21 protein-coding genes, 1 pseudogene and 1 riboswitch are annotated in these 20,413 nt (G+C 74.1%); of the genes and pseudogenes, 4 read left to right on the top strand and 18 right to left on the bottom strand.

All coding sequences use genetic code 11. From position 1 onward, the window contains the following. Nucleotides 1-2: 2 nt before the first annotated feature. The gene (pyrR, locus tag ACZ4UX_RS35230) at nucleotides 3-650 is read right to left on the bottom strand and encodes a bifunctional pyr operon transcriptional regulator/uracil phosphoribosyltransferase PyrR (protein WP_329486779.1); all 648 of its coding nucleotides are present in this window, start codon (nucleotides 648-650) and stop codon (nucleotides 3-5) included. Between the two features lie 328 nt (nucleotides 651-978). Between pyrR and bldD the strand changes: the two genes are divergently transcribed. Next, the gene (bldD, locus tag ACZ4UX_RS35225; RefSeq protein ID WP_031072501.1) at nucleotides 979-1,482 is read left to right on the top strand and encodes a transcriptional regulator BldD; all 504 of its coding nucleotides are present in this window, start codon (nucleotides 979-981) and stop codon (nucleotides 1,480-1,482) included. A gap of 157 nt (nucleotides 1,483-1,639) precedes the next feature. Here bldD and ACZ4UX_RS35220 read toward each other — a convergent pair whose 3' ends face one another. From ACZ4UX_RS35220 to ACZ4UX_RS35200, 5 genes are all read right to left on the bottom strand, one after another. Further along, complete coding sequence (locus ACZ4UX_RS35220; RefSeq protein WP_465709613.1) at nucleotides 1,640-2,584, bottom strand: hypothetical protein; 945 nt, start codon at nucleotides 2,582-2,584, stop codon at nucleotides 1,640-1,642. Between the two features lie 206 nt (nucleotides 2,585-2,790). Then, entirely contained in the window at nucleotides 2,791-3,618 is an 828-nt protein-coding gene (locus tag ACZ4UX_RS35215) for a thioesterase family protein (RefSeq protein ID WP_465709612.1), read from the bottom strand. Nucleotides 3,619-3,776: 158 nt separating this feature from the next. After that, a complete protein-coding gene (nusB, locus tag ACZ4UX_RS35210; RefSeq protein WP_329486782.1) occupies nucleotides 3,777-4,214 on the bottom strand; it encodes a transcription antitermination factor NusB in 438 nt (145 codons plus the stop codon). Between the two features lie 4 nt (nucleotides 4,215-4,218). After that, complete coding sequence (efp, locus tag ACZ4UX_RS35205; RefSeq protein WP_329486783.1) at nucleotides 4,219-4,782, bottom strand: elongation factor P; 564 nt, start codon at nucleotides 4,780-4,782, stop codon at nucleotides 4,219-4,221. Between the two features lie 82 nt (nucleotides 4,783-4,864). Next, on the bottom strand, nucleotides 4,865-5,971 hold the full coding sequence (locus ACZ4UX_RS35200; protein WP_329486784.1) for a M24 family metallopeptidase: 1,107 nt from the start codon (nucleotides 5,969-5,971) through the stop codon (nucleotides 4,865-4,867). A gap of 381 nt (nucleotides 5,972-6,352) precedes the next feature. Here ACZ4UX_RS35200 and rpmG point away from each other — a divergent pair, with 381 nt between their 5' ends. Further along, a complete protein-coding gene (rpmG, locus tag ACZ4UX_RS35195) occupies nucleotides 6,353-6,517 on the top strand; it encodes a 50S ribosomal protein L33 (protein WP_329486785.1) in 165 nt (54 codons plus the stop codon). A gap of 113 nt (nucleotides 6,518-6,630) precedes the next feature. Here rpmG and nicT read toward each other — a convergent pair whose 3' ends face one another. Beyond that, the gene (gene nicT, locus ACZ4UX_RS35190; RefSeq protein ID WP_465709611.1) at nucleotides 6,631-7,803 is read right to left on the bottom strand and encodes a Nickel transporter NicT; all 1,173 of its coding nucleotides are present in this window, start codon (nucleotides 7,801-7,803) and stop codon (nucleotides 6,631-6,633) included. Nucleotides 7,804-7,836: 33 nt separating this feature from the next. Next, a riboswitch (cobalamin riboswitch) is annotated at nucleotides 7,837-8,028 on the bottom strand. Between the two features lie 81 nt (nucleotides 8,029-8,109). Here nicT and ACZ4UX_RS35185 point away from each other — a divergent pair. Beyond that, nucleotides 8,110-8,448 (top strand): annotated as a pseudogene (locus tag ACZ4UX_RS35185) (ArsR/SmtB family transcription factor); the annotation flags it as partial. 173 nt (nucleotides 8,449-8,621) lie between these two features. Here the strand turns inward: ACZ4UX_RS35185 and ACZ4UX_RS35180 are convergent. Both ACZ4UX_RS35180 and ACZ4UX_RS35175 read right to left on the bottom strand, forming a co-directional pair. Continuing rightward, a complete protein-coding gene (locus tag ACZ4UX_RS35180; RefSeq protein WP_465709610.1) occupies nucleotides 8,622-9,113 on the bottom strand; it encodes an SRPBCC family protein in 492 nt (163 codons plus the stop codon). Beyond that, on the bottom strand, nucleotides 9,110-9,628 hold the full coding sequence (locus ACZ4UX_RS35175; RefSeq protein ID WP_329486788.1) for an RNA polymerase sigma factor: 519 nt from the start codon (nucleotides 9,626-9,628) through the stop codon (nucleotides 9,110-9,112). The genes ACZ4UX_RS35180 and ACZ4UX_RS35175 overlap by 4 nt, the downstream gene beginning before the upstream one ends. A 139-nt stretch (nucleotides 9,629-9,767) precedes the next feature. On the opposite strand from ACZ4UX_RS35175, the gene ACZ4UX_RS35170 reads away from it, so the two are divergent. Then, entirely contained in the window at nucleotides 9,768-10,220 is a 453-nt protein-coding gene (locus tag ACZ4UX_RS35170; protein ID WP_329486789.1) for a DUF3995 domain-containing protein, read from the top strand. 73 nt (nucleotides 10,221-10,293) lie between these two features. Here the strand turns inward: ACZ4UX_RS35170 and ACZ4UX_RS35165 are convergent, their stop codons facing one another. The 9 genes from ACZ4UX_RS35165 to mltG (ACZ4UX_RS35125) all read right to left on the bottom strand — a co-directional run bounded on the left by ACZ4UX_RS35165 (nucleotide 10,294) and on the right by mltG (ACZ4UX_RS35125) (nucleotide 20,219). Continuing rightward, on the bottom strand, nucleotides 10,294-11,103 hold the full coding sequence (locus ACZ4UX_RS35165; protein ID WP_465709609.1) for an Fpg/Nei family DNA glycosylase: 810 nt from the start codon (nucleotides 11,101-11,103) through the stop codon (nucleotides 10,294-10,296). Nucleotides 11,104-11,268: 165 nt separating this feature from the next. Continuing rightward, nucleotides 11,269-12,231 (bottom strand): AAA family ATPase, encoded by a 963-nt coding sequence (locus tag ACZ4UX_RS35160; protein ID WP_465709635.1) that lies wholly within the window; start codon nucleotides 12,229-12,231, stop codon nucleotides 11,269-11,271. Between the two features lie 142 nt (nucleotides 12,232-12,373). Then, nucleotides 12,374-12,802: a type II 3-dehydroquinate dehydratase gene (gene aroQ, locus ACZ4UX_RS35155; RefSeq protein ID WP_329492047.1), complete on the bottom strand. Its 429-nt coding sequence runs from the start codon at nucleotides 12,800-12,802 to the stop codon at nucleotides 12,374-12,376. Between the two features lie 8 nt (nucleotides 12,803-12,810). Then, nucleotides 12,811-13,899 carry a 3-dehydroquinate synthase gene (gene aroB, locus ACZ4UX_RS35150; RefSeq protein ID WP_329486792.1) on the bottom strand — a complete coding sequence of 363 codons (1,089 nt, stop codon included), beginning with the start codon at nucleotides 13,897-13,899 and terminating at the stop codon, nucleotides 12,811-12,813. Beyond that, nucleotides 13,892-14,413 (bottom strand): shikimate kinase, encoded by a 522-nt coding sequence (locus ACZ4UX_RS35145; protein WP_352293308.1) that lies wholly within the window; start codon nucleotides 14,411-14,413, stop codon nucleotides 13,892-13,894. Before ACZ4UX_RS35145 ends, aroB begins: the two co-directional genes overlap by 8 nt. Continuing rightward, nucleotides 14,410-15,594, bottom strand: a complete 1,185-nt coding sequence (aroC, locus tag ACZ4UX_RS35140) for a chorismate synthase (protein WP_329486794.1) — start codon at nucleotides 15,592-15,594, stop codon at nucleotides 14,410-14,412. Before aroC ends, ACZ4UX_RS35145 begins: the two co-directional genes overlap by 4 nt. A gap of 393 nt (nucleotides 15,595-15,987) precedes the next feature. Further along, nucleotides 15,988-16,818: a shikimate dehydrogenase gene (locus tag ACZ4UX_RS35135; RefSeq protein WP_465709608.1), complete on the bottom strand. Its 831-nt coding sequence runs from the start codon at nucleotides 16,816-16,818 to the stop codon at nucleotides 15,988-15,990. A gap of 34 nt (nucleotides 16,819-16,852) precedes the next feature. Beyond that, complete coding sequence (mltG, locus tag ACZ4UX_RS35130; RefSeq protein ID WP_465709607.1) at nucleotides 16,853-18,811, bottom strand: endolytic transglycosylase MltG; 1,959 nt, start codon at nucleotides 18,809-18,811, stop codon at nucleotides 16,853-16,855. 151 nt (nucleotides 18,812-18,962) lie between these two features. Further along, complete coding sequence (gene mltG / locus ACZ4UX_RS35125; protein ID WP_465709606.1) at nucleotides 18,963-20,219, bottom strand: endolytic transglycosylase MltG; 1,257 nt, start codon at nucleotides 20,217-20,219, stop codon at nucleotides 18,963-18,965. Nucleotides 20,220-20,413 lie beyond the last annotated feature (194 nt).

Genomic DNA, 20,413 nt, shown 5'->3' with positions numbered 1-20,413 from the left:
GGTTACTCCGGGAGGTGCGGTTCGGACGGCCGGGCGGCCAGGGCCTGCGAGCTGCGCTCACTGCGCGGGGGGCGCGACGCGTCCGCGTGGTCGCGGTCGCCGACCAGCACGGCGTCCACGCCGTCGCTGTCCGCGAGGCGGACCTGCACGGCCTCGCGCAGCGAGGTGGGGAGGTTCTTGCCCACGTAGTCGGCGCGGATCGGCAGCTCGCGGTGGCCGCGGTCGACCAGGACGGCGAGCTGGACGGCGCGCGGGCGGCCGATGTCGCTGAGCGCGTCGAGCGCGGCGCGGATGGTGCGGCCCGAGAAGAGCACGTCGTCGACCAGGACGACGAGCCTGCCGTCGATGCCGCCGGCCGGGATCTCGGTGTGCTCCAGGGCCCGGGCGGGCTTCAGCCGCAGGTCGTCCCGGTACATGGTGATGTCCAGCGTCCCGAACGGGATCTCCCGGCCGGTGATCTGGGTCAGCCGGTCGCGCAGCCGGCGGGCGAGGTGCACGCCCCTGGTGTGGATGCCGAGCAGCACGACGTCCTCCGCGCCCTTGGCGCGCTCGACGATCTCGTGCGCTATCCGGGTGATCACCCGGGCGATGTCCGTGCCGTCCAGCACCTGGTGCGGCGGGCGCGGCGTCGGTTCGTGATGTGTGGTCATGCCGAAGCGGACCTCCTTCCCCGCCTCACTGGACGGGCCTTAAAGGATGTCTGGAACGCCCCCGCCGACGCGGCGCGGGCTCCCGCCATCGTACCAGCGCGCCCGACGGCAAACCGGCGTCCATCATTCCGCTTCACCGGGTTAACGTCCGCGACGCACCGCGGACGCGGGCCATTCGCACGACTGCCCCATTCGGCTTGACGCAGCTACCTCACTCTACGTAACCTCACAGTGAGTTACGAGACTGGCGTCGAACCCACCGGTAACGACGTCGACAATCGCCCGTGACCCACCACTGAACGCGAAGCAATCTCGTCCGGGGAGACCAATGTCCAGCGACTACGCGAAGCAACTCGGAGGAAAACTCCGAGCGATCCGCACTCAGCAGGGGCTCTCCCTGCACGGTGTCGAGGAGAAGTCCCAGGGGCGCTGGAAGGCAGTCGTCGTCGGCTCGTACGAGCGCGGTGACCGTGCGGTCACCGTGCAGCGGCTGGCCGAGCTGGCGGAGTTCTACGGCGTTCCGGTCCAGGAGCTGCTGCCCGGCGGTACGCCCGGTGGTGCGGCCGAGCCGCCGCCGCGCCTCGTGCTGGACCTGGAGAGACTGACCCAGGTCCCGTCCGAGAAGGCCGGTCCGCTGCAGCGCTACGCGGCGACCATCCAGAGCCAGCGCGGTGACTACAACGGCAAGGTGCTCTCGATCCGCCAGGACGACCTGCGCACGCTGGCCGTGATCTACGACCAGTCGCCGTCGATCCTGACCGAGCAGCTGATCTCCTGGGGCGTGCTGAACCCCGACGCGCGCCGTGCGGTGCGCGAGGAGGAGGCGAGCTGAGGCTCGCCCCCACCGGCTCCCACCGCCTCCCACCAGCAGGAACGGGCAGGGCCAAGCAGAAACGTCACGGCGCGGTGCCCCGGAACGGGGGCCGCGCCGTCGCGCGTCCGGCCCCGGGCCGAAGCCGGCCCGGGCCGCCCGGGCCGCTCCGGCGGCCTCAGCGGACCGTGCCCAGGCTGTAGCCGGGCTCGGCCGCCACGCCCTCCAGCCGCACCGCGGCCGCGGTCGGCGCCCAGCCCTGCCCAGCGCTGGACCAGGCCCAGGCCGCCCCACGGAAGGACCGGTCGGTGGTTCCGTCACCGGTGGGGCCGGCAGCCCCGTCACCGGCTCCGCAGGCCGCCGCCGAGCCCTGCGTGCCGTGCAGCACCGCCAGCCCCGGCAGCTCCCGGGCCAGCCCCGCGCAGAGCACCGCGCAAACCAGCTCCAGGTCCTCGTCGTTGATCCGCACCACGCCGTCCTCCCACTGGAGCACCCGGGCCGCGGCCGTCAGCCGGCCACCGGGGGCGTCCACCGCGAGGCGCAGCTCGTAGACCCCGCTGCCCGCGCCGACCAGCATCCGCCGGAACACCTCGGCGCCGCGCTGGTAGGCCTCCCGGACGGCCCGGCCGTGCTCCTCGTAGAGCCCGCCGTCCAGCAGCAGGTCCGCGTGGCGCAGCGTCAGCCCGTTCTCGCGGGCCCGGACCAGCCGGGGCAGGAAGTCCCCGGCGAGGTCCTCGCCCTGGTAGGCGAGGAGCTGGGTCTGCAGCGGCGGATTGACCAGGTAGCGGTCGCGGGCGCCCGGCTCGGCCGGGTCGAGGCCGTGCAGCAGGCAGAACTCCTCGAAGTCCTGCGGGTGGAACATCCGGGCCCGGACGGTGTCGAAGCCGCGCCGGGCCTCGGCGAGCAGGTCGGCGGTGTCCCGCAGGTAGGTCTCGTAGTCCGGGGCGTCGCAGAGGCGCCAGGCGGCGGCGCGCTCGAAGTCGGCGGCGCTGGTCAGCACCCCGATGACGAAGGCCTGCCCCGCGCCGTCCGCCCGGCGCCGCTCGTGCCGCAGCCGCGCGCGGGGGCGGGGGCCGGCGGCGGAGCAGTCGGGGGTGCGGCGGGCGCGGCCGTTGCGGCTCATCGGAGGCTCCTGGGGCGGTGGCGGTCGGCGGCGGCAGGGGTGCCGCCGACCGTTGTCCTCCCCAGCCCCGGGTGTCGCACACGTACGGCGTGTCACAGGAATGTAACCGACCGTGAGGCGAGGCACGTCACCCGGTCGGCGCAACCCGCCGGACCGCGCCGTACCCGGCGGGCGGCCGGGCGCGGCGGGCCGCGGGACGGCGGCGGTCAGGCCTGCCGCGGCACCCGGGCGAGCTGACGCGACTGGGCGACCAGGCGGCCAGACTCGTCCCAGACCTCGGCGTCCTCCTCGAAGTAGCCGCCGGCCACGTTGCGGGTGGCGTGGGTGACGCGCAGCCAGCCGGGCGCCGGCTTCGCCCGCAGGTGGACGGTCAGCTCGATGGTGGGGGCCCAGCCGGGCATCCCGAGGTCGAAGGTGACCGGCGGCAGCGCGTCGGCGACCAGCAGGAGCAGCAGCGGGTCGGGCTCCCGGCCGTCGGCGAGCCGGAACCAGCCCTGGATCCGGCCGTTGCCGGAGGGCTGCCCGAGCGCCCAGCCGATGGTCGCCGGGTCGAGCCGCAGGTCGAACCGCTCCAGGAGGGCGGCCTGCTCGATCAGCTGCTTGGGGGCGTGCTCCACGCCCACGCACTGGTCCGGCGGCGGCAGCTGCGGCGGCTGGGCGGTGGTCCGCACGTCGCCGCCGGCGTCGGCGAGGTCGCCGTGGGTGGCCACCACGCGCAGCCGCTCCACGCCGTCCTGGCTGAGCGAGGCGGTGCCGGTGGAGAGCGAGCGGCCGGTGCGGAGCACCTCGGTACGGACGGTGACCGGGCCGGGGTGGGAGGCGGAGAGGTAGTAACCGCTGATCGAGACCGGGTCGGCGTGGTCGCCATGCTCCAGCGAGAGGGCGTGGCCCGCCATCGCGAGCAGCAGCCCGCCGTTGACGCCGCCGCCGATCTGCCAGCCGGCGCCCAGTTCGCCGTCGTAGCGGCCCGGCTCGGCCGGGTGCCTGGTGAGGGCGATGCCCTGGTCGAACTCGCTGCGGATCGCCGTGGTCATGGGGGGTGGCCTGCCCTTCGCTGCGGGGTCACCGGTGCGCGTGGGTCACCGGAGCACCAGGTTACTGGCGAGTAGGGTCCCAACATACGCCACCCTGCCCCAACGCACGACGGCCGCCGGACCCTGTCGGGTCCGGCGGCCGTGCGTCGGAGTGCCGCCTACCGGCGGATGCTCGGCTTGAGCTCCAGGAAGCGGGCGAGCAGGCCGTTGACGAAGGCCGGGGAGTCGTCCGTGGAGAACTCCTTGGCGATCTCGACGGCCTCGTCCAGGACGACCGCGTCCGGGACGCCGTCCTCCCAGATCAGCTCGTACGCACCGAGCCGCAGGACGTTGCGGTCCACGATCGGCATCCGGTCGAGCGTCCAGCCCACCGCGTACTCGGAGATGAGGTCGTCGATCCGGCGGGCGTGCTGGACGTACCCCTCGATCAGCTCCATGGTGTACTCACCGACCTGCGGGGTGCCCTCGTCCGGCTTGGGCTCCCGGGCACGGGCCACCCAGTCGGCGAGGACCCGCTGCGGGTCGACCCCGCGGTGGTCGGCCTCGAAGAGGATCTGGAAGGCTCGCGTACGGGCCTTGCTGCGTGCGGCCGACACGGACTTACTTCACCCGGCCGAGGTAGCTGCCGTCGCGGGTGTCGACCTTGATCTTCTCACCGGTCACGATGAACAGCGGCACGGCGATCTCGGCGCCGGTCTCCAGGGTGGCCGGCTTGGAGCCACCGGTGGAGCGGTCGCCCTGGACGCCCGGCTCGGTGTGGGAGATGGTCAGCTCGACCGAGGCCGGGAGCTCGATGTACAGGGGGGCACCCTCGTACATGGCGACCAGGGCCTCGAAGCCCTCCAGCAGGTACTTCGCGGCGTCGCCGACGACGGCGGGCTCGATCGTGGTCTGGTCGTAGGTGTCCGTGTCCATGAACACGAAGTTCTCGCCGTCCTTGTACGAGAACTGCATGCCACGCTTGTCGACGTTGGCGGTCTCGACCTTGGTGCCGGCGTTGAAGGTCTTGTCGACGACCTTGCCCGTCAGGACCTCCTTGAGCTTGGTGCGCACGAAGGCCGGGCCCTTACCGGGCTTGACGTGCTGGAACTCGACGACGGACCAGAGCTTGCCGCCCTCCAGCTTGAGAACCATGCCGTTCTTGAGATCGTTCGTGGAAGCCACGGGCGCACTTACTCCTGGATATAGCTGTCAAGGAACCAAGGGGTGCGTCCTGCCGCCCCCGGCCGCCTCGGGCGGTCGCGGGTCACAGGGCGAGGAGCTCCTTGGTGGTGATGGTGAGCAGCTCGGGCCCGCCCTCTTCGAGGGGGCGCACCACGAGCGTGTCCTCGATCCGGACACCGCCCCGCCCCGGGAGGTGAACCCCTGGACCGACGGTGACCGGCACGCGGCTGTCCAGTTTACCCATGTCCGACGGCCCGAGGCGCGGGGCCTCCCGGATCTCCAGCCCGATGCCGTGACCGACGGGGTGCGGCGAGCTCTCGGTGTGCCCGGCCGCGTGGAGGATCTCCCGGGCGGCCTGGTCGGGCACGTACTGTTCGACGCCCGGACCGAGCGCCTCCCGCCCGGCCCGCTGGGCCCGGAACACCAGGCGGTGCAGTTCGACCTGCCAGGGCGCGGGGGCCGCGCCGATCACGAAGGTCCGGGCGGTCGAGACGCCGTACCCGCGGTACTGGGCACCCAGGACGACGGTGAGGAAGTCACCCTCCTCCACCCGCCGGTCGGTGGGCTGGTGGGACTGCTGGCCGGAGTGGCTGCCGGTGCCGACCGAGACCGGGAAGGCCGCCCGGTCCGCGCCGTGGTCGATCATCCGGCGTTCCAGCTCCATCGCCAGGTGCCGCTCGGTCCGGCCGACCAGGATCGACTCCAGCAGTTCGCCGAGCGCCTGGTCGGCGATCTCGGCGGCGATCCGCAGGTCCGCGATCTCGTGCTCGTCCTTGATCACCCGCAGCTGTTCGACCGCCCGGCCGAGGTCGGCCAGCCGGACGCCCTCCGCCAGACCCGCCACGGCGCGGTGCCGGGCGACGGTCAGGTCGTGCTCCTCCACCGCCAGGTCGGCCACCCCCAGCCGGGCCGCGGCCGCGGCGGCCGCCAGCGCGGTGTCGGCGCCCGCCGCCACCGGCACCCGGGTGACGTCCTCGACGATCAGGTGCTCACCGGTGTCGTCCGGCGGCAGGTCGTCCGGCAGCGCCAGCAGCGCCCGCTCCCGGGTGAGCAGCAGCGTCGCGCCGCACGGCGGGCAACCGGTCAGGTACCGCACGTTCGCCGCCCGGGTGATCAGCGCCGCATCGGCCCCGGCCGCACTGCCGTGCTCCCTCAGACGCTCCCGCCGGACCGCGTACGCATCAGACATGCGTCGAGCCTACGGAGCCCCACTCCGATCCGCCCGCCGAGCGGATCCGACCGGACCAGGACGGCCCTGGCCGGACACCCGGCCGGTCCGCCGGTGCGGCGTCGGGCCCCGGCGCCGCCCCGGCGCCGGGGCGCCAAGGCCGGTCGACCGGCCGCGCACCCGAACGGACGGTGCGGGCGGCGGACCGGAACGACCGGAGCCGCCGGCGGGAGCGCGCGCCGCCCGACGAGCCCCGGCGCGTACGCGGTCGCGCGGCCGACCAGGGCCGCCACCGCCCGCCGGGGAATGGGCGGGGCGGAGGCCGTGTTGGACCCGGTGAAAACGACTTCCATTTCGGTGGAGGCCGTTTCCCGACCGCCCACCCCTCGGAGGAGGAGAACCATGGCCCGCAGCGAACTGCGCCCCGTCGTCAAGCTCAGGTCCACGGCCGAGACCGGCTTCACCTATGTGACCCGCAAGAACCGCCGCACCGACGCCGACCGGCTGGTGCTGCGCAAGTACGACCCGGTCGCGCGCCGGCACGTCGACTTCCGCGAGGAGCGCTGACCTCCCCCGTGGGCCCGGCAGGACCCGCGGACCACGGCGAGGCGGCGCCCACCCGAACGGACCGGGTGGGCCCCGCCTCGTGACACCGCGGTGCCGCGGGCCGTCGGGGCCGACTACGTGGTGACCCCGGCGGCCTCGTCGGCCGCCGCCCCCTGGGCGGGCACCCCGTCGGCCGGTACCACCGGCTTCGGGCTCCAGCGCTGTTCGACGCCGGCGAGGCGCCAGTAGGCGATCGCCGCCCCCCAGACCACCACGAACAGCCCGACGATCGCGTAGCCGACGTTGTCCAGCGAGATGTCCGCGATCCAGCCGCTGACCGGGTCGGTGAGGTCCAGCTTCTCGTGCAGCACGGCGACCAGCTCGATGGTGCCGATGATGAACGCCACCGCGATCGACAGCCCGGTGATGGTCAGGTTGTAGTACACCTTGCGCACCGGGTTGGAGAACGCCCACTGGTACGCGAAGTTCATGAACGTCCCGTCCAGCGTGTCGAACAGGCTCATCCCGGACGCGAACAGCAGCGGCAGGCAGACGATCGCGTACCAGGGCAGCCCGGCGGCCGCGCCGGAGCCGGCCATCACCATCAGGGTCACCTCGGTCGCGGTGTCGAAGCCGAGACCGAGCACCATGCCGACCGGGAACATCTGGCCGGGCCGGGTGATCGAGCGGGTCGCCCGGTTCAGCACCCGGGCCATCAGACCGCGCGAGTTGAGGTGCTCCTCCAGCTCGGCCTCGTCGAACCGACCGGCCCGCATCGACCGGAACACCTTGAGGATGCCGAACAGCGCCGCCAGGTTGAGCGCGCCGATCAGGTAGAGGAAGACACCGGACGCGGAGGTGCCGACCACGCCGAGCCACTGGTGCGTGGTGGACTCGTCGTCCATCAGCGTGCTGGCCAGCTGGGCGCCGCCCGCCACCAGGGCGGCCATCAGGACCACCATCGAGGAGTGGCCGAGCGCGAACCAGAAGCCCACCGAGACGGGCCGCTTGCCGTCCGCCATGAGCTTGCGGGTGGTGTTGTCGATCACCGCGATGTGGTCGGCGTCGAAGGCGTGCCGCATGCCGAGGGTGTAGGCGGTGATGCCCAGGCCCACCCCGAAGACCTGGGTACCGACCTCGTACTTCTCCGGGGCGACCAGGAAGATCAGCGTCCCGAACGCCACTACGTGCATGGCCAGGATCACCCCCATCAACCCGGCCGTGCGGAGGGTGTCCTCGCGCCGCCAGCGGAAGCTCGGCAGGGCGGAGGACGCCGCGGGAACAGCGGCGGTTTCGGGCAGGGTCATCTTCGGATCACGCTCCAGCACCTCGTGGAAAGACGTTCGTGAGATGCCGTGGCCGGTCTCCTGGCTGACGGGGCTTCCGGATCCGCCTTCCCAGGCGCGCGAGGCGCCCAGTGGCGTCGTGGATACGGACGACTCCCCCGATCACAGTGGCGAGGGCCGCTCCGGACTCCGGACCCTGAGGGTCCGTCACCGGTCTTCCCGAACACCACGGCGGGCAACACCGTAGGGGGCCGCACCTCACCCTTGCAAGGCTGCGCACCTGCGCAGGTGTCCAGGATCACAGCCACGGGCTGCAACAATGTCCGCATGCATCTCGTACCGGCCGACCGCGCGGGCCACCGCACCATCGACGGGCACCGGGTCTGCGAGGCCATCGCCGCGATCGGCGACCCCGGGCACGTCCGGTCCTGGGCCGAGCGGTTCTCGCTGCTCGCCGACCCGGGGCGGCTCGCCCTGCTGCTCGCCCTGCACCGGGCCGGGCCGCTCGCCGTCACCGACCTGGCCGTCGCCACCGGCATGCGCGACCCGGCCGTCTCGCAGGCGCTGCGGCTGCTGCGCACCGCGGGTGTGGTCACCGGCGACAAGGACGGCCGCGTGGTGCGCTACCGGCTCGTGGACGAGGCCCTGCGCCCCCTCCTCGACGAGTGCGCCGCCGCGGACCACCACGAGCACGGCGAGCCCGCCACCGGGAGCGACGCCACCGGCGGCGAGCCCTCCGCACCCCGGGCCGCCGCGGCCGGCTGACCGGCTCCCGGCCGACCGGCTCCGCCCGCGGAACACCGACCCGGCGCCCCGGGCCGTCGCGCCCGGGGCCCGCCTCACCCCTCCCGCACCCCCTCCCGCACCAGCTGTTCGAAGCGCTCCAGCGAGCGCCGGGCCAGCGGGTCCGTCGCGGGCCGCAGGGCCCGGTCGAGCAGGCCCGCGCCGGGGAGCCGGAACGCGCCGAGGAAGGCGAAGCGGGTGCCTCCGGCCTCGGGGCGGGCCGCCATCCCGCCCAGCAGGAAGCGGCTGCGCATCAGGCACCACCCGGGCGTCAGCTCGACGTCGAAACGGGCCCGCAGCCGGGTGTGGCCGGTCACCAGCGCCTCGGTGCGACCGCCCGCCGGGCTCCCGGCCACGCGGACCGACCGGATGTCCGGCAGCCAGCGCGGGAGCCCCTCCTCCAGGTCGGCCGCGGCCGCCCAGACCCGCTCGAACGGCGCGTCGAGCAGCGCCTCCCGGACGGCGGCGCCGGGGGTGACGGCGGCGATCACATGCAGCCGGCGAACCGGGTCGAAGGCCGCCGTCGGCCAGGGAATCGGTGCGCTCACTGCTGCCACGCCCTTCGAAAGCCGAGCCGGGCCCGGGAGAGCCGGGACTTCACGGTGCCGGGGGCCACGCCCAGCAGTTCTGCGGTGGACCGCTCGTCGAGCCCCTCCAGGTCGCGCAGCACCAGCACGGCGCGGTGCTCCGGCGTCAGCCGGGCGAGGACGTCCTGGATGTCGGTGGCCAGCTGCGGGTCGCCGGGGCGGGGCAGCTCGGAGAGGTCGGCCGGGACGCAGCGGGCGACCCGCCGGACGTGCCGGACGGCCTCCCGCACGGCGATCGAGCGGACCCAGCCGAACAGCGCGGCCGGGTCCTGGAGCTGGCCCAGCTTGCGGAAGACGGCGATCAGCGCCTCCTGCGTCGCGTCGGGGCCGTCGTCCAGCGCGATCGGACCGCAGAGCCGGCGGACATAGGGCGCGACCAGCTCCAGCAGCTCGCTGACGGCCAGCTGGTCGCCGCGCTGGGCGGCACGGACCAGGCCGGCGAGCCGGTCGGCGGTTCGGGTGTCGGGACCATCCACACCCGCATCAGAGGCGCCGGACCGGCCGGACGTTCCCTCCCTCCCCCGACTTCCCGCTGTGACGCTCGTCACGGGAACGTCCGGCCGGGCGGGCCGCTCCTGCGGGGTGACCCACCGTCGGAACCCCCGGAGGACCACCGTGAACCGTCGCCGTACCGCCGCCCTCGCCGTCGCCGGCCTGCTCGCCGCCGACGCCCTGCTGCACGTCTACTGGGCCACCGGCCGCACCTGGCCGGCCGCCGACCCGGCGTCACTCTCCCGGGCGGTGCTCAACGCCGAGGTGCCGTTCACCCCGCCGGTCGTCCTGCCGCTCGCGGCGCTGTTGTTCTCCGGCTCGGCCCTGGTGCTCGCCCGCGGCGGCCTGTTGGACGGCGCGGCCCGCCGGCTGCCGGCGGTGGCACTGCGCTGGGGGCCGCGCGCGGTGGCCGCCGGACTGCTCGCCCGCGGGCTGGCCGGGCTGCTCTGGGCCACCGGGGTCGGCGTCGACACCGGCTCGGCCTTCTACCGGCTCAACCTGGCGTTCTACACCCCGCTCTGCCTGGCCGCCGCGGCCGCCGCCCTGGCGGTCGCCCGTACCGGGGCGGACGGCTGACCGCGCCCCTCCCCCGGCAGCCCCGCGACCGCCCGCGGTGCTGCCCGGGCGGCGCCGGGCAGCCGGCGCCGCCTCAGGCCCGCTGGCAGGTGGGGCACCAGAAGAGGTTGCGCGCGGCGTGCGCCTCGGTCCGGACCTCGGTGCCGCAGACCAGGCAGGGCATGCCGGCCCGGCGGTAGACGTAGACCTCGCCGCCGTGGTCGTCCACCCGCGGCGGGCGGCCCATCGCCTCGGGGGTGTGCTCGGGGCGGACGGTGTCGATCCGCCCCGCGCCGACGCCCTCGCGCATCAGCGCGACCAGGTCGGCCCAGACGGCGTCCCACTCGGCCCGGCCGAGGTCGCGCCCGGCCCGGTGCGGGTCGATGCCGTGCCGGAACAGCACCTCGGCGCGGTAGACGTTGCCCACGCCGGCCAGCACCTTCTGGTCCATCAGCAGTGCCGCGATCGTCGTCCGGCTGCCGGATATCCGCCGCCAGGCCGGCTCCGGATCGGCGTCGGCCCGCAGCGGGTCGGGGCCGAGGCGCGCCGCGACGGCGGCCTTCTCGGCATCGGTGATCAGCGCACAGGTGTTGGGACCGCGCAGATCGGCGTAGGCGTCGTCGTTCGCCAGGCGCAGCCGGACCAGGCCGACCGGCTCGGGCGCGGGGCCCTCGCCGAAGGCGAACCCACCGTAGAGGCCGAGGTGGATGTGCACCCAGGCCTCGTCCTCGAAGCCGAGGAAGAGGTGCTTGCCGATGGCCTCCGCCCCGGTCAGCACCTGCCCGTCGACCAGCTTCGCGCCGTCCGCGAACCGGCCCTGCGGGCTGCTCGCACGGACCGGGCGGCCGCCGAAGGCCCTGGCGTTCTCGGCGGCGAGGCGGTGGATGATGTGGCCTTCCGGCACGGGCGTCAGCTCCCCCGGGTGTGCGACAGGATGCCCCCATCATCGCAGCCCGCACCGACAGGCCCGGCCGGGCCGCCGGCCGTCGCGGGCTCCCGGCAGGCGGTACCGAATCCGCGCGCGGGGCAGCGCCGGAGCCGCCCGGAACAGCCCCGGGCGGCCCGGGCCTCAGCGGACCGGGATGCCCATCAGCCGGGCCAGGATCACCCGGTCCAGCTCGGCGGCGGTGGCCGCGACGTCCAGCTGGGAGTTGTCGATGATCGGCAGCCCGGAGTTGTACCAGCCGGCCATCCGGCCGTGGATCCGGGCCACCTCCTCGTCGCTCAGCCGCCGGTTGCCACTGCGCCGGGCGTTGCGGCTCAGCACGGAGTCCAGGCTGGGCAGCAGCACGACCGGGATCATCCCCGGGCCGATGTGCCGCTTCCAGCCGCCGAGGCCGATCGCCGGGCGGTCCGGGAAGACCGCGTCGTCGATGATGCAGGAGATGCCGTTGGCCAGGTAGTTGCGGCAGGCGAAGCCGCAGGTGCGGCGGGCCAGCCGGTACTGCGCCTCGGAGGCGTTGTTCCAGCCGGACTGCGGGTTGGCGAAGCCGGACTGCACCCACTCGCGGACGTCGTCGAGGCTGATGTGGGCGGTGGGCGTGGGCCGCCGCTCGGCCCAGTGCCGGGCGACGGTGGTCTTGCCCGCGCCGGCCGGTCCGATCAGCAGCACGGCGAGTGGCCCGGACGGCAGGTGCGGCTGCGCGGGGTGGACCGGGAGCTGGACGGGCGCGCCGGACGGCAGCAGGAAGTGCCCGGTGCCGCCGGCCGGAACCGGCGCGGGCGCCGCGGCGGTGGGAGCCGACGGCGGCACGGGCCGCGCCGGCGCGGGCGGTGCGACGGGGGCCGCCGGGGTACCGGCCGGCGGCACGACCGGGCGACCGGCGTACGGGGGCCGACCGGCGGGCTCGCGCGCGGACCGGTCCGCGCCGTGGCGGACGGATTCGGCGTGGGCCGCCGCCCGCGGCACTCCCCGGGACGCGCCCGGCGCGCCACCGGCGGGCGGTGCGACGGTGGCACTGCCGGAGTACGGCGGGGCCGGCGGAGCGACGGGACGTGGGGGGACTTGTCCACCCCCGGCGTACTGCGTCACGGTCACCTCCCGACTTCTTTCAGCGGGGACACTACACGGCGGTCCCGCAGCGGGCACAGTCCGCCGCCGGGCCGCTGACGAGGGCCGGGGTACCGGATCGGGCCGGCCGGGGCCGCGCCGATCCGGTACCCCGGCCCGGGTGTCAGCGTGCGGTGAGCTGCCCGCCGAGCGCCCGCAGTGCCAGCTCGTACGAGCCCAGGCCGAATCCGGCGATGGTGCCGGAGGCGACCGCGGCGATCACCGAGGTGTGCCGGAAGGTCTCCCGGGCGTACGGGTTGGAGATGTGCACCTCGATCAGCGGCGCGGTCCGCTGGGCGGCGGCGTCGCGCATCGCGTACGAGTAGTGGGTGAAGGCCCCCGGGTTGATCACCACGGGCACCCCGCCGTCGGCCGCCTCGTGCAGCCACTCCACCATCTGCTGCTCGGAGTTGGTCTCGTGCACCTCGACCTCGAAGCCGAGCTCCTTGCCGAGCACGGTGCAGCGCTCGACCAGCCCGGCGTAGGAGGTGGCGCCGTAGACGTCCGGCTCGCGGCTGCCCAGCCGGCCGAGGTTGGGGCCGTTGAGCACCATCACCCGGGTCACGAGGAGACCTCCGCGTAGGCGGCGACCAGCAGGGACGGGTCGGGGCCCTCCAGCATGGAGGTCCGGCCGAGGCCGTCCAGGACGATGAAGCGCAGCAGGTCGCCGCGCGACTTCTTGTCGATCTTCATGGCGTCCAGCAGCTTCGGCCAGGCGTCCGCGCGGTAGCTCAGCGGCAGGCCGACCGAGGCCAGCACGGTGCGGTGCCGGTCGGCCGTCTCGTCGTCCAGCCGGCCGGCCAGGCGGCCGAGTTCGGCGGCGAAGACCATCCCGATCGAGATCGCCGCGCCGTGCCGCCACTTGTAACGCTCGTTGCGCTCGATGGCGTGGCCGAGGGTGTGGCCGTAGTTGAGGATCTCGCGCTGGCCGGACTCCTTGAGGTCCCCGGAGACCACGTCGGCCTTGACCTGGACGGCCCGCCGGATCAGCTCGACGGTGTGCGGCCCGGCGGGGCTCCTGGCGCCCTCCGGGTCCGCCTCGATGAGGTCCAGGATGACCGGGTCGGCGATGAAACCGCACTTGATGACCTCGGCGAGACCGGAGACGTAGTCGTGCCGGGGCACCGTCTCCAGGGTGTCGAGGTCCGCCAGCACGCCCACCGGCGGGTGGAAGGCGCCGACCATGTTCTTGCCCTCGGCGATGTTGATGCCGGTCTTGCCGCCGACCGCCGCGTCCACCATGCCGAGCAGCGTGGTGGGCATGGACACCCAGCGCACCCCGCGCAGCCAGGTGGCCGCGACGAAGCCGGCCAGGTCGGTGGTGGTGCCGCCGCCGAGGCCGACGATCACGTCGCTGCGGGTGAAGCCGGTCTGGCCGAGCACCGACCAGCAGTACGCGGCGACCTCGGCGCTCTTGGCGTCCTCGGCGTTGGGCACCTGGAGCACGATCGCCTCGTAGCCCTCGCCCAGCAGGTCCTCGCGGATGGCGTCGGCCGTGGCGGCCAGTCCTTCGGGGTGGATCAGCGCGACCCGCTTGGCGCGGGTCCCGATCAGCTGCCCCAACTCGCCGAGCAGCTGGTGTCCGATCAGCACGTCGTACGGGTCGTGGCCCGCGCTGCCGCCGACGTGAATCCTGACGATGTCACTCATGGGGGGTCTTCAGCTCCAGTGCTTCCATTACGGCGTCCGCGACCTGCCCGGGGGTGCGGCCCGCGGTGTCGACGACGGCGGTGGCCACCTCCAGGTACAGGGGCCGACGCGCCTCCATCAACTCACGCCAACGCGCCCGCGGGTTGACCGCGAGCAGCGGCCGCGGCGCGTCCAGCCCCACCCTCCGGACGGCGTCCGCCGGCGGGACCTCCAGGAACACCACCGGCAGCTCGCGCAGCAGCGCCCTGGTGGCCTCGGCCATCACCGCACCGCCCCCCAGCGCCAGCACGCCGTCGTGGTCCCGGGCGGCGCTGCGCACGGCGGCCGCCTCCAGTTCGCGGAAGTGCGGCTCGCCCTCGTCGATGAAGATCTCCGGGATCGGCTTGCCGGCCGACCGTTCGACATCGGCGTCGGTGTCCCGGAAGGCGACGCCCAGGCGCTCGGCGAGGTCCCGTCCGACGGTGGACTTGCCACTGCCGGGCGGGCCGACCAGCACCACCAGGGGCGCGCTCATCGGACGATCAGGTTGTCCAGGTACCCCTGGACGTTGCGGCGGGTCTCGCTGACGTGGTCGCCACCGAACTTCTCGTTCACCGCGTCCGCCAGCACCAGCGCGACCATCGCCTCGGCGACGATCCCCGCCGCGGGCACCGCGCACACGTCGGAGCGCTGGTGGTGGGCCTTGGCCGGCTCGCCCGTCCGCACGTCCAGCGTCTGCAGCGCGCGCGGCACGGTCGCGATCGGCTTCATCGCCGCCCGCACCCGGAGCAACTCACCCGTCGACAGGCCGCCCTCGGTACCGCCCGACCGGCCCGACGTCCGCTTGACGCCCTCCGGGGTCGGCACGATCTCGTCGTGCGCCTGCGAACCCGGCACCCGGGCCAGCTCGAAGCCGTCGCCGACCTCGACGCCCTTGATCGCCTGGATCCCCATCAGCGCGGCGGCCAGCCGCGCGTCCAGCCGGCGGTCCCAATGCACGTGCGAGCCGAGGCCGACCGGCACGCCGTAGGCCAGCACCTCGACGACCCCGCCCAGGGTGTCGCCGTCCTTGTGGGCCTGGTCGATCTCCGCGACCATCGCCTTCGACGCGTCGGCGTCCAGGCAGCGCACCGGGTCCTCGTCGAGGCGCGCCTCGTCGGAGGGCAGCGGCAGCACCCCGGCGGGGGCCTTCGCGCCCGCCAGCTCCACCACATGGCTGACGATCTCGATCCCGCAGGTCTCCTTGAGGTAGGCGCGCGCGACCGCGCCCAGCGCGACCCGGGCCGCCGTCTCCCGGGCGCTCGCGCGCTCCAGGATCGGCCGGGCCTCCTCGATCGAGTACTTCTGCATGCCCGCCAGGTCCGCGTGGCCCGGCCGGGGGCGGGTCAGCGCCTCGTTGCGGGCCAGCCCCGCCAGCACCTCCGGGTCGACCGGATCGGCCGACATGACCTGCTCCCACTTCGGCCACTCGGTGTTGCCGACCATCACGGCCACCGGGCTGCCCATGGTCTCGCCGTGCCGCACGCCGCCGAGGAAGGTCACCTCGTCCTGCTCGAACTTCATCCGGGCGCCACGGCCGTAGCCCAGCCGTCGGCGCGCCAGCGCCTCGGCCACCACCGCGGTGGTCACCGGAACACCGGCGGGCAGGCCCTCCAGCGTCGCGACCAGTGCCGGACCGTGCGACTCCCCCGCCGTCAGCCAGCGCAACGTACCCAACGGAGCTCCTTCATCAGCGGACCGGTCACGGCACTTGCCATGACCCGCCCGGGCGTGCTTCCTCTGTCCCTGGATCCTTTCATGCCGTCGGCATGCCCGGGAGCAGAGTCCGGGTGACGGACAGCAACCGGTCGACCCTCGGACGCGGTGGCCGGCGGAGCACCCGGGCCCCGCCGGGAGCACGGCCGGACCCCTCGCCGCGGCACGGCACGCCGGGGTGGCACGACACGCGGGACGGGCATGCCAGGTCGAGCCGGCACGACGCGCCAGGGTGCCATAACACGCCCTTGCGGCACGACACGCCGACATGACACAGCGTGCCGATCCGGCACGACACGCCACCCCGGCACGACATGCCCGGGCGGCACCGCCCGCCGCCCCGCGCGCACCGCGTCAGCGGCCGGCGAGCGCCGCCTCACCCGCGGCCCGGATGGCCGCCAGCGGCCCGGGCGCGCGGCCGGTGAACCGCTCGTTCTGCAGGACCGCCTGGTGGACGAGCAGGTCCAGGCCGCCCAGCACGGCGGCGCCGCGCTCGGCGCAGGCGGCGGCCAGCGCCGTGGGCCACGGGTGGTAGAGCACGTCGAACAGCGCGCCGGGCACGGCGGGCAGCCCGGCGGCGAACGCGTCCGTCGCTCCCGCGGGCGTGGTCGACACGGTGAGCGGCTGCGCGAGCGCCTCGGCGCCCCGCTCCCAGTCGGCGGTGCGCACGGTCACCCCCAGGCGCTCACCCAGCTCGGCCATCTCCCGGGCCCGCTCGGCGCTGCGGACGTAGACCGTCACCTCGCCGGTGCAGATCTGGGCCAGCGCCGCCAGCGCCGACGAGGCGGTGGCCCCGGCACCCAGCACCGCCGCCCCCGCCACTTCGGTGATGCCGCGCTCGCGCAGGGCGTTGACGAGGCCCGGGATGTCGGTGTTGTCCCCGGTGCGCCGCCCGTCGGCGGTGAAGACCACCGTGTTCACCGCGTCGACCGAGCGCGCGGTCGCGCTCACCTCGTCGAGCAGCGGGATGACCGCCCGCTTCAGCGGCATGGTGAGCGACAGGCCCGCCCACCGCTCCGCGTCCAGCCCGGCGAGGAAGCCGGGCAGCCCGGCCTCGTCCACCTCGAAGGCGTCGTAGCGCCAACCGTCCAGCCCGAGCGCCGCGAAGGCGGCGCGGTGCAGGTGCGGCGAGAGCGAGTGGGCGATCGGCGAGCCGAGGACGGCGGCCCGGTGCTTGCTGGTCAACGCTGTTGCTCCGTGAACTACTGGCCCGTCAGGGCTACTTGGTGGTGCAGTGGACGGCCACCTTGTCGAAGCCCTGGCCGGCCGCCTTGCAGTACTCCTCGACATCGGCCGCGAACTGCTTGTCCGTCTCCGAGAAGCGGGTGTTCTTCGGGTCCATCGCGATGAAGTACAGCCACTTGCCGTCCGCCGGGTTCAGCACCGCCTTGAGCGCCGCGTCACCCGGGTTGGAGATCGGCCCGGGCGGCAGGCCCGCGTTGATGTAGGTGTTGTACTTGTTGGAGGCGTCGTTGATGTCCTTCTTGTCCAGCACCTTGCGGCCCAGCGAGTACTGCAGCGTGGTGTCCATGCCGAGCTTGCCGTCGATCTTGCCCGTGTCGGCCAGCCGGTTCTGGATCGTCCGGGCCATCTTGGCGAAGTCGTCGGGGTTGTTGCCCTCGGCCTGGAGGATGCTCGCCTCGATGACCACCTCGTAGCCGGTCTTGAGGCCGATCTTGGCGGCCTCCGCGTCCAGCCCCGCGTAGCGGTCGACGGCGTTCTTCACCATCTGCTTGAGCAGGTCCTCGGGCTTCATGCCCGAGGCGATCGAGTAGCGGGCCGGCCAGAGGAAGCCCTCGATGTTGCCGTTGGCGTACGCGGGCAGACCGAGGCTGCCCAGCTGCGCCTTGGCCACCTCGGCCGTGGTGCCCTTGGCCAGCTGCAGCTTGTCGTCGATCTTGGCGTAGGTGGCGGCGGCCGTCAGCCCCTCCTGGACGATCAGCTTCTCACCGCCGTTCGCCTCCACCAGGTTGGTGACGGCGGCCTCGGCCGACATCTCCTTGGGCATGGTGTAAGTGCCGTACTGGATGGTGGTGCACTTCGGGTTCTTCCCGCACGCCTGGGTGAAGGCCTCGATGCTCTTGACCACGCCGGCCTCCTTGAGCGTCTTGCCCATCTCGGCCCCGACGGCACCCTTCTTGATCTCCACCATGACCGAGCCGCTGCCCTGGCCGGTGAAGTCCGGGGGCGGCCCGAAGTGGTCCTGGTAGAAGCCGTACCCCCACCAGCCCGCGCCGGCCACGCCGCCGACCATCACCAGCGCGACCAGCAGGCAGGCGCCACCGTTGCGGCGGCCGGACTTCTTGCCCTTCTCCTTGCGCTTCTTCTTGCCCTCGCGGGAGTTGTCCTCCTCGCCGAGGAAACCGTTCTGGTCGTCCCCGCCGTCCTCGGCGTAGTCGTCCTGGTGCTCGTCCCACTCGGCCTCGGCCTGCTCGGGCTCGGCCTCCGCCGGCCGGCCGCCGGCCTCCAGCGCGGCGGCCTCCGCCTCCCAGTCGATGCCGTCCGGGCCGGGACCGGCGGGCCGCTCGGGCTCGGGCCGCCGGCGTCGCGAGGCCCGCCCGCCCGGCACCTGCCCGCCCGGAGCCTGCTCGCCCGGCACCCGCTGCTGACCGGGCTGCTGCGGCATCCCGGGCTGGGGCGCGCCCTGCTGGTTCATACCCGACTGCGGCATGCCCTGCTGCGGCATGCCCTGCTGCGAGTACCCCTGCTGCTGCCCCTGGTACCCGGGAGCGCTCTGCTGCTGCCCGGGGAACCCCTGCTGCGGGTATCCCTGCTGCTGGTCCTGGTACCCCTGCCCACCCGGGAAGCCCTGACCCCCGCCGTGCCCCTGCTGCGGGTACCCCTGCTGGTCGCCGAAGGCCTGACCGCCGTACTGCTGGGCCTGCTGCTGTCCCTGCGCGAACTGCTGTCCCCCGTACTGCTGGGGCTGCTGGGGCTGGCCGCCCGGGTACGCCTGCTGCGGGTAGCCCTGCTGGGGGTAACCCTGCTGCTGCGCCGCCTGCTGCATCTGCTGCGGGTACCCCTGCTGGTCGACGAAAGCCTGACCGCCGTACTGCTGGGGCTGCTGCCACTGGTCGTCCGTCGGCCCGGGGACCGGCTGCTGGCCGCCGTACCCGGGGTCACCGGGGTGCCACGGCTCGGAGCCCTGGGGGCCGTAGCCCCGACCCAGATCGGTCATTGATCCCCTTACACCGACGGAGACGGCCGGAGGATCGGACCGGCCGTCCGGGACGGCGTCCCGGCTGATTCTCGAACCGGCGTGCTACTGCAGCGCCTGGAGGGAGACGTTACCGTACCGCAGCCTGGCCTCCGGCAGGGGCGATGTGCCCTCACTGCCCGCCCGGAGCGGTCGGCGCACCCGTCGGCTGACTGCCGCTCGCCCCCGCGGAGGCACCGCCCGAACCGCTCGCCGACGGGCTCGGCTGCGCGGCCCGGGCGGCGTTGAACTCGGCCACGTTGCGCTGCTGCACGTCGAAACTGTCGGTGAACCGGGTGTCCCCCGGCTTCACGGTGACGAAGTAGAGCCAGTCCCCCTGCGCCGGGTCCACCGCCGCCATGATCGCCTGCCGCCCGGGGTTGCCGATCGGCGTCGGCGGCAGTCCGGTGTGCAGGTACGTGTTGTACGGGGAGTCCAGCTTGGTCTCCGTGACGGTGGTGTTCAGCGTCGAGCGCCCGAGCGCGTAGTTGATGGTGGAGTCCAGTTGCAGCGGCATGTTCTTGGCCAGCCGGTTGTAGATCACCCGGGCCACCTTGGCCATGTCCTCGGTGTTGTCCGCCTCGCCCTGCACCATGCTGGCGATGGTCACCAGCCCGTACAGGCTCTGCCCGAGGTTCTGCGCGACGACCTCCGCGTCGTCCCGGGCGAACTCCTTGCCGGCCCGCTCCACCATCTGCTTCAGCAGGTCCACCGCGGTGGTCCCGTCGGTCACGCTGTACGTCGCGGGGAAGAGGTACCCCTCCGGGCTGCCCTTGGCGAACTCCGGCAGCCCCAGCTCGGCGCCCTGCTCCTGGGCGGCCCGTTGCGTGGTGCCCTCGGGCAGGTCCAGCTTCTTGTCGATCGCCGCGTAGATCTGGTTGCCGCGCCAGCCCTCGGGGATGGTCAGGCCGTTGGCGTTGGCGGGGTCGACCAGGATCGCCAGCGCGGCGGCCGCCGACATCTTCTGCTTCAGCGTGTAGGTGCCGGGCTGGATCCGCCCGGCGGCGGCCGCGCTGCCCTTGGCCGCCCGGGTGAAGGCCAGCGAGCTGGCCACCACGCCGTTGCGCACCAGCGCGGAGGCGATCTGGGTGAGCCCGGCGCCCTCGGGCACCGAGACCTGGACGTCGCCGGTGCCCGCCCCGTGGTAGTCGGCGGCGGCCGGCGGCTTCTGCTGTCCCTGCAGCCAGGTGTACCCGGTCAGACCGGCCCCGCCGAAGACGACCACCAGGGCGAGCGCGGTCAGCCCGCAGGCGAGCCCGTTGCGCCGGCGGTGCGGATCCGGCGCATCGTGGCGAGGACGGGGCGCGCCCGGCGGACGGCCCTCGGGTTCGAGCACCGGCGCACCGAGGTGGCCGGGTGTGAGCCCGGGCGTGAAGTCCTGGTCGGTCATTGCGCCCCCTCGGCGGTCCCGGAACGAGCAGAAGGGGCCCGGGGGGGGGGGGGGGGGGGGGGGCGGCCCCCCCCGTGGGGGGGGGGGGGGGGGGGGGGGGGAGGGGGGGGGGAGAGGGGGGGGGGAGGGGGGGGGGGGGGGGGGCGGGAGGGGGGGGGGGGGGGGGGTGGCGCTTACGTACCGGTAGGTGTGGG

Source organism: Kitasatospora sp. NPDC028961 (assembly GCF_055564815.1).
Note: the sequence above shows the minus strand (reverse complement) of the source record. Positions and strands in the feature narration are given on the sequence as shown.

Bases quoted from the DNA above. Each gene is read 5' to 3' on its own strand.
- pyrR (WP_329486779.1), bottom strand. From the start codon at position 650: ATGACCACACATCACGAACCGACGCCGCGCCCGCCGCACCAGGTGCTG.
- bldD (WP_031072501.1), top strand. From the start codon at position 979: ATGTCCAGCGACTACGCGAAGCAACTCGGAGGAAAACTCCGAGCGATC.
- ACZ4UX_RS35220 (WP_465709613.1), bottom strand. From the start codon at position 2,584: ATGAGCCGCAACGGCCGCGCCCGCCGCACCCCCGACTGCTCCGCCGCC.
- ACZ4UX_RS35215 (WP_465709612.1), bottom strand. From the start codon at position 3,618: ATGACCACGGCGATCCGCAGCGAGTTCGACCAGGGCATCGCCCTCACC.
- ACZ4UX_RS35200 (WP_329486784.1), bottom strand. From the start codon at position 5,971: ATGTCTGATGCGTACGCGGTCCGGCGGGAGCGTCTGAGGGAGCACGGC.
- rpmG (WP_329486785.1), top strand. From the start codon at position 6,353: ATGGCCCGCAGCGAACTGCGCCCCGTCGTCAAGCTCAGGTCCACGGCC.
- nicT (WP_465709611.1), bottom strand. From the start codon at position 7,803: ATGACCCTGCCCGAAACCGCCGCTGTTCCCGCGGCGTCCTCCGCCCTG.
- aroQ (WP_329492047.1), bottom strand. From the start codon at position 12,802: ATGGTGCTCAACGGCCCCAACCTCGGCCGGCTGGGCAGCCGCGAGCCG.
- aroB (WP_329486792.1), bottom strand. From the start codon at position 13,899: ATGAGTGACATCGTCAGGATTCACGTCGGCGGCAGCGCGGGCCACGAC.
- ACZ4UX_RS35145 (WP_352293308.1), bottom strand. From the start codon at position 14,413: ATGAGCGCGCCCCTGGTGGTGCTGGTCGGCCCGCCCGGCAGTGGCAAG.
- mltG (WP_465709607.1), bottom strand. From the start codon at position 18,811: ATGACCGATCTGGGTCGGGGCTACGGCCCCCAGGGCTCCGAGCCGTGG.
- mltG (WP_465709606.1), bottom strand. From the start codon at position 20,219: ATGACCGACCAGGACTTCACGCCCGGGCTCACACCCGGCCACCTCGGT.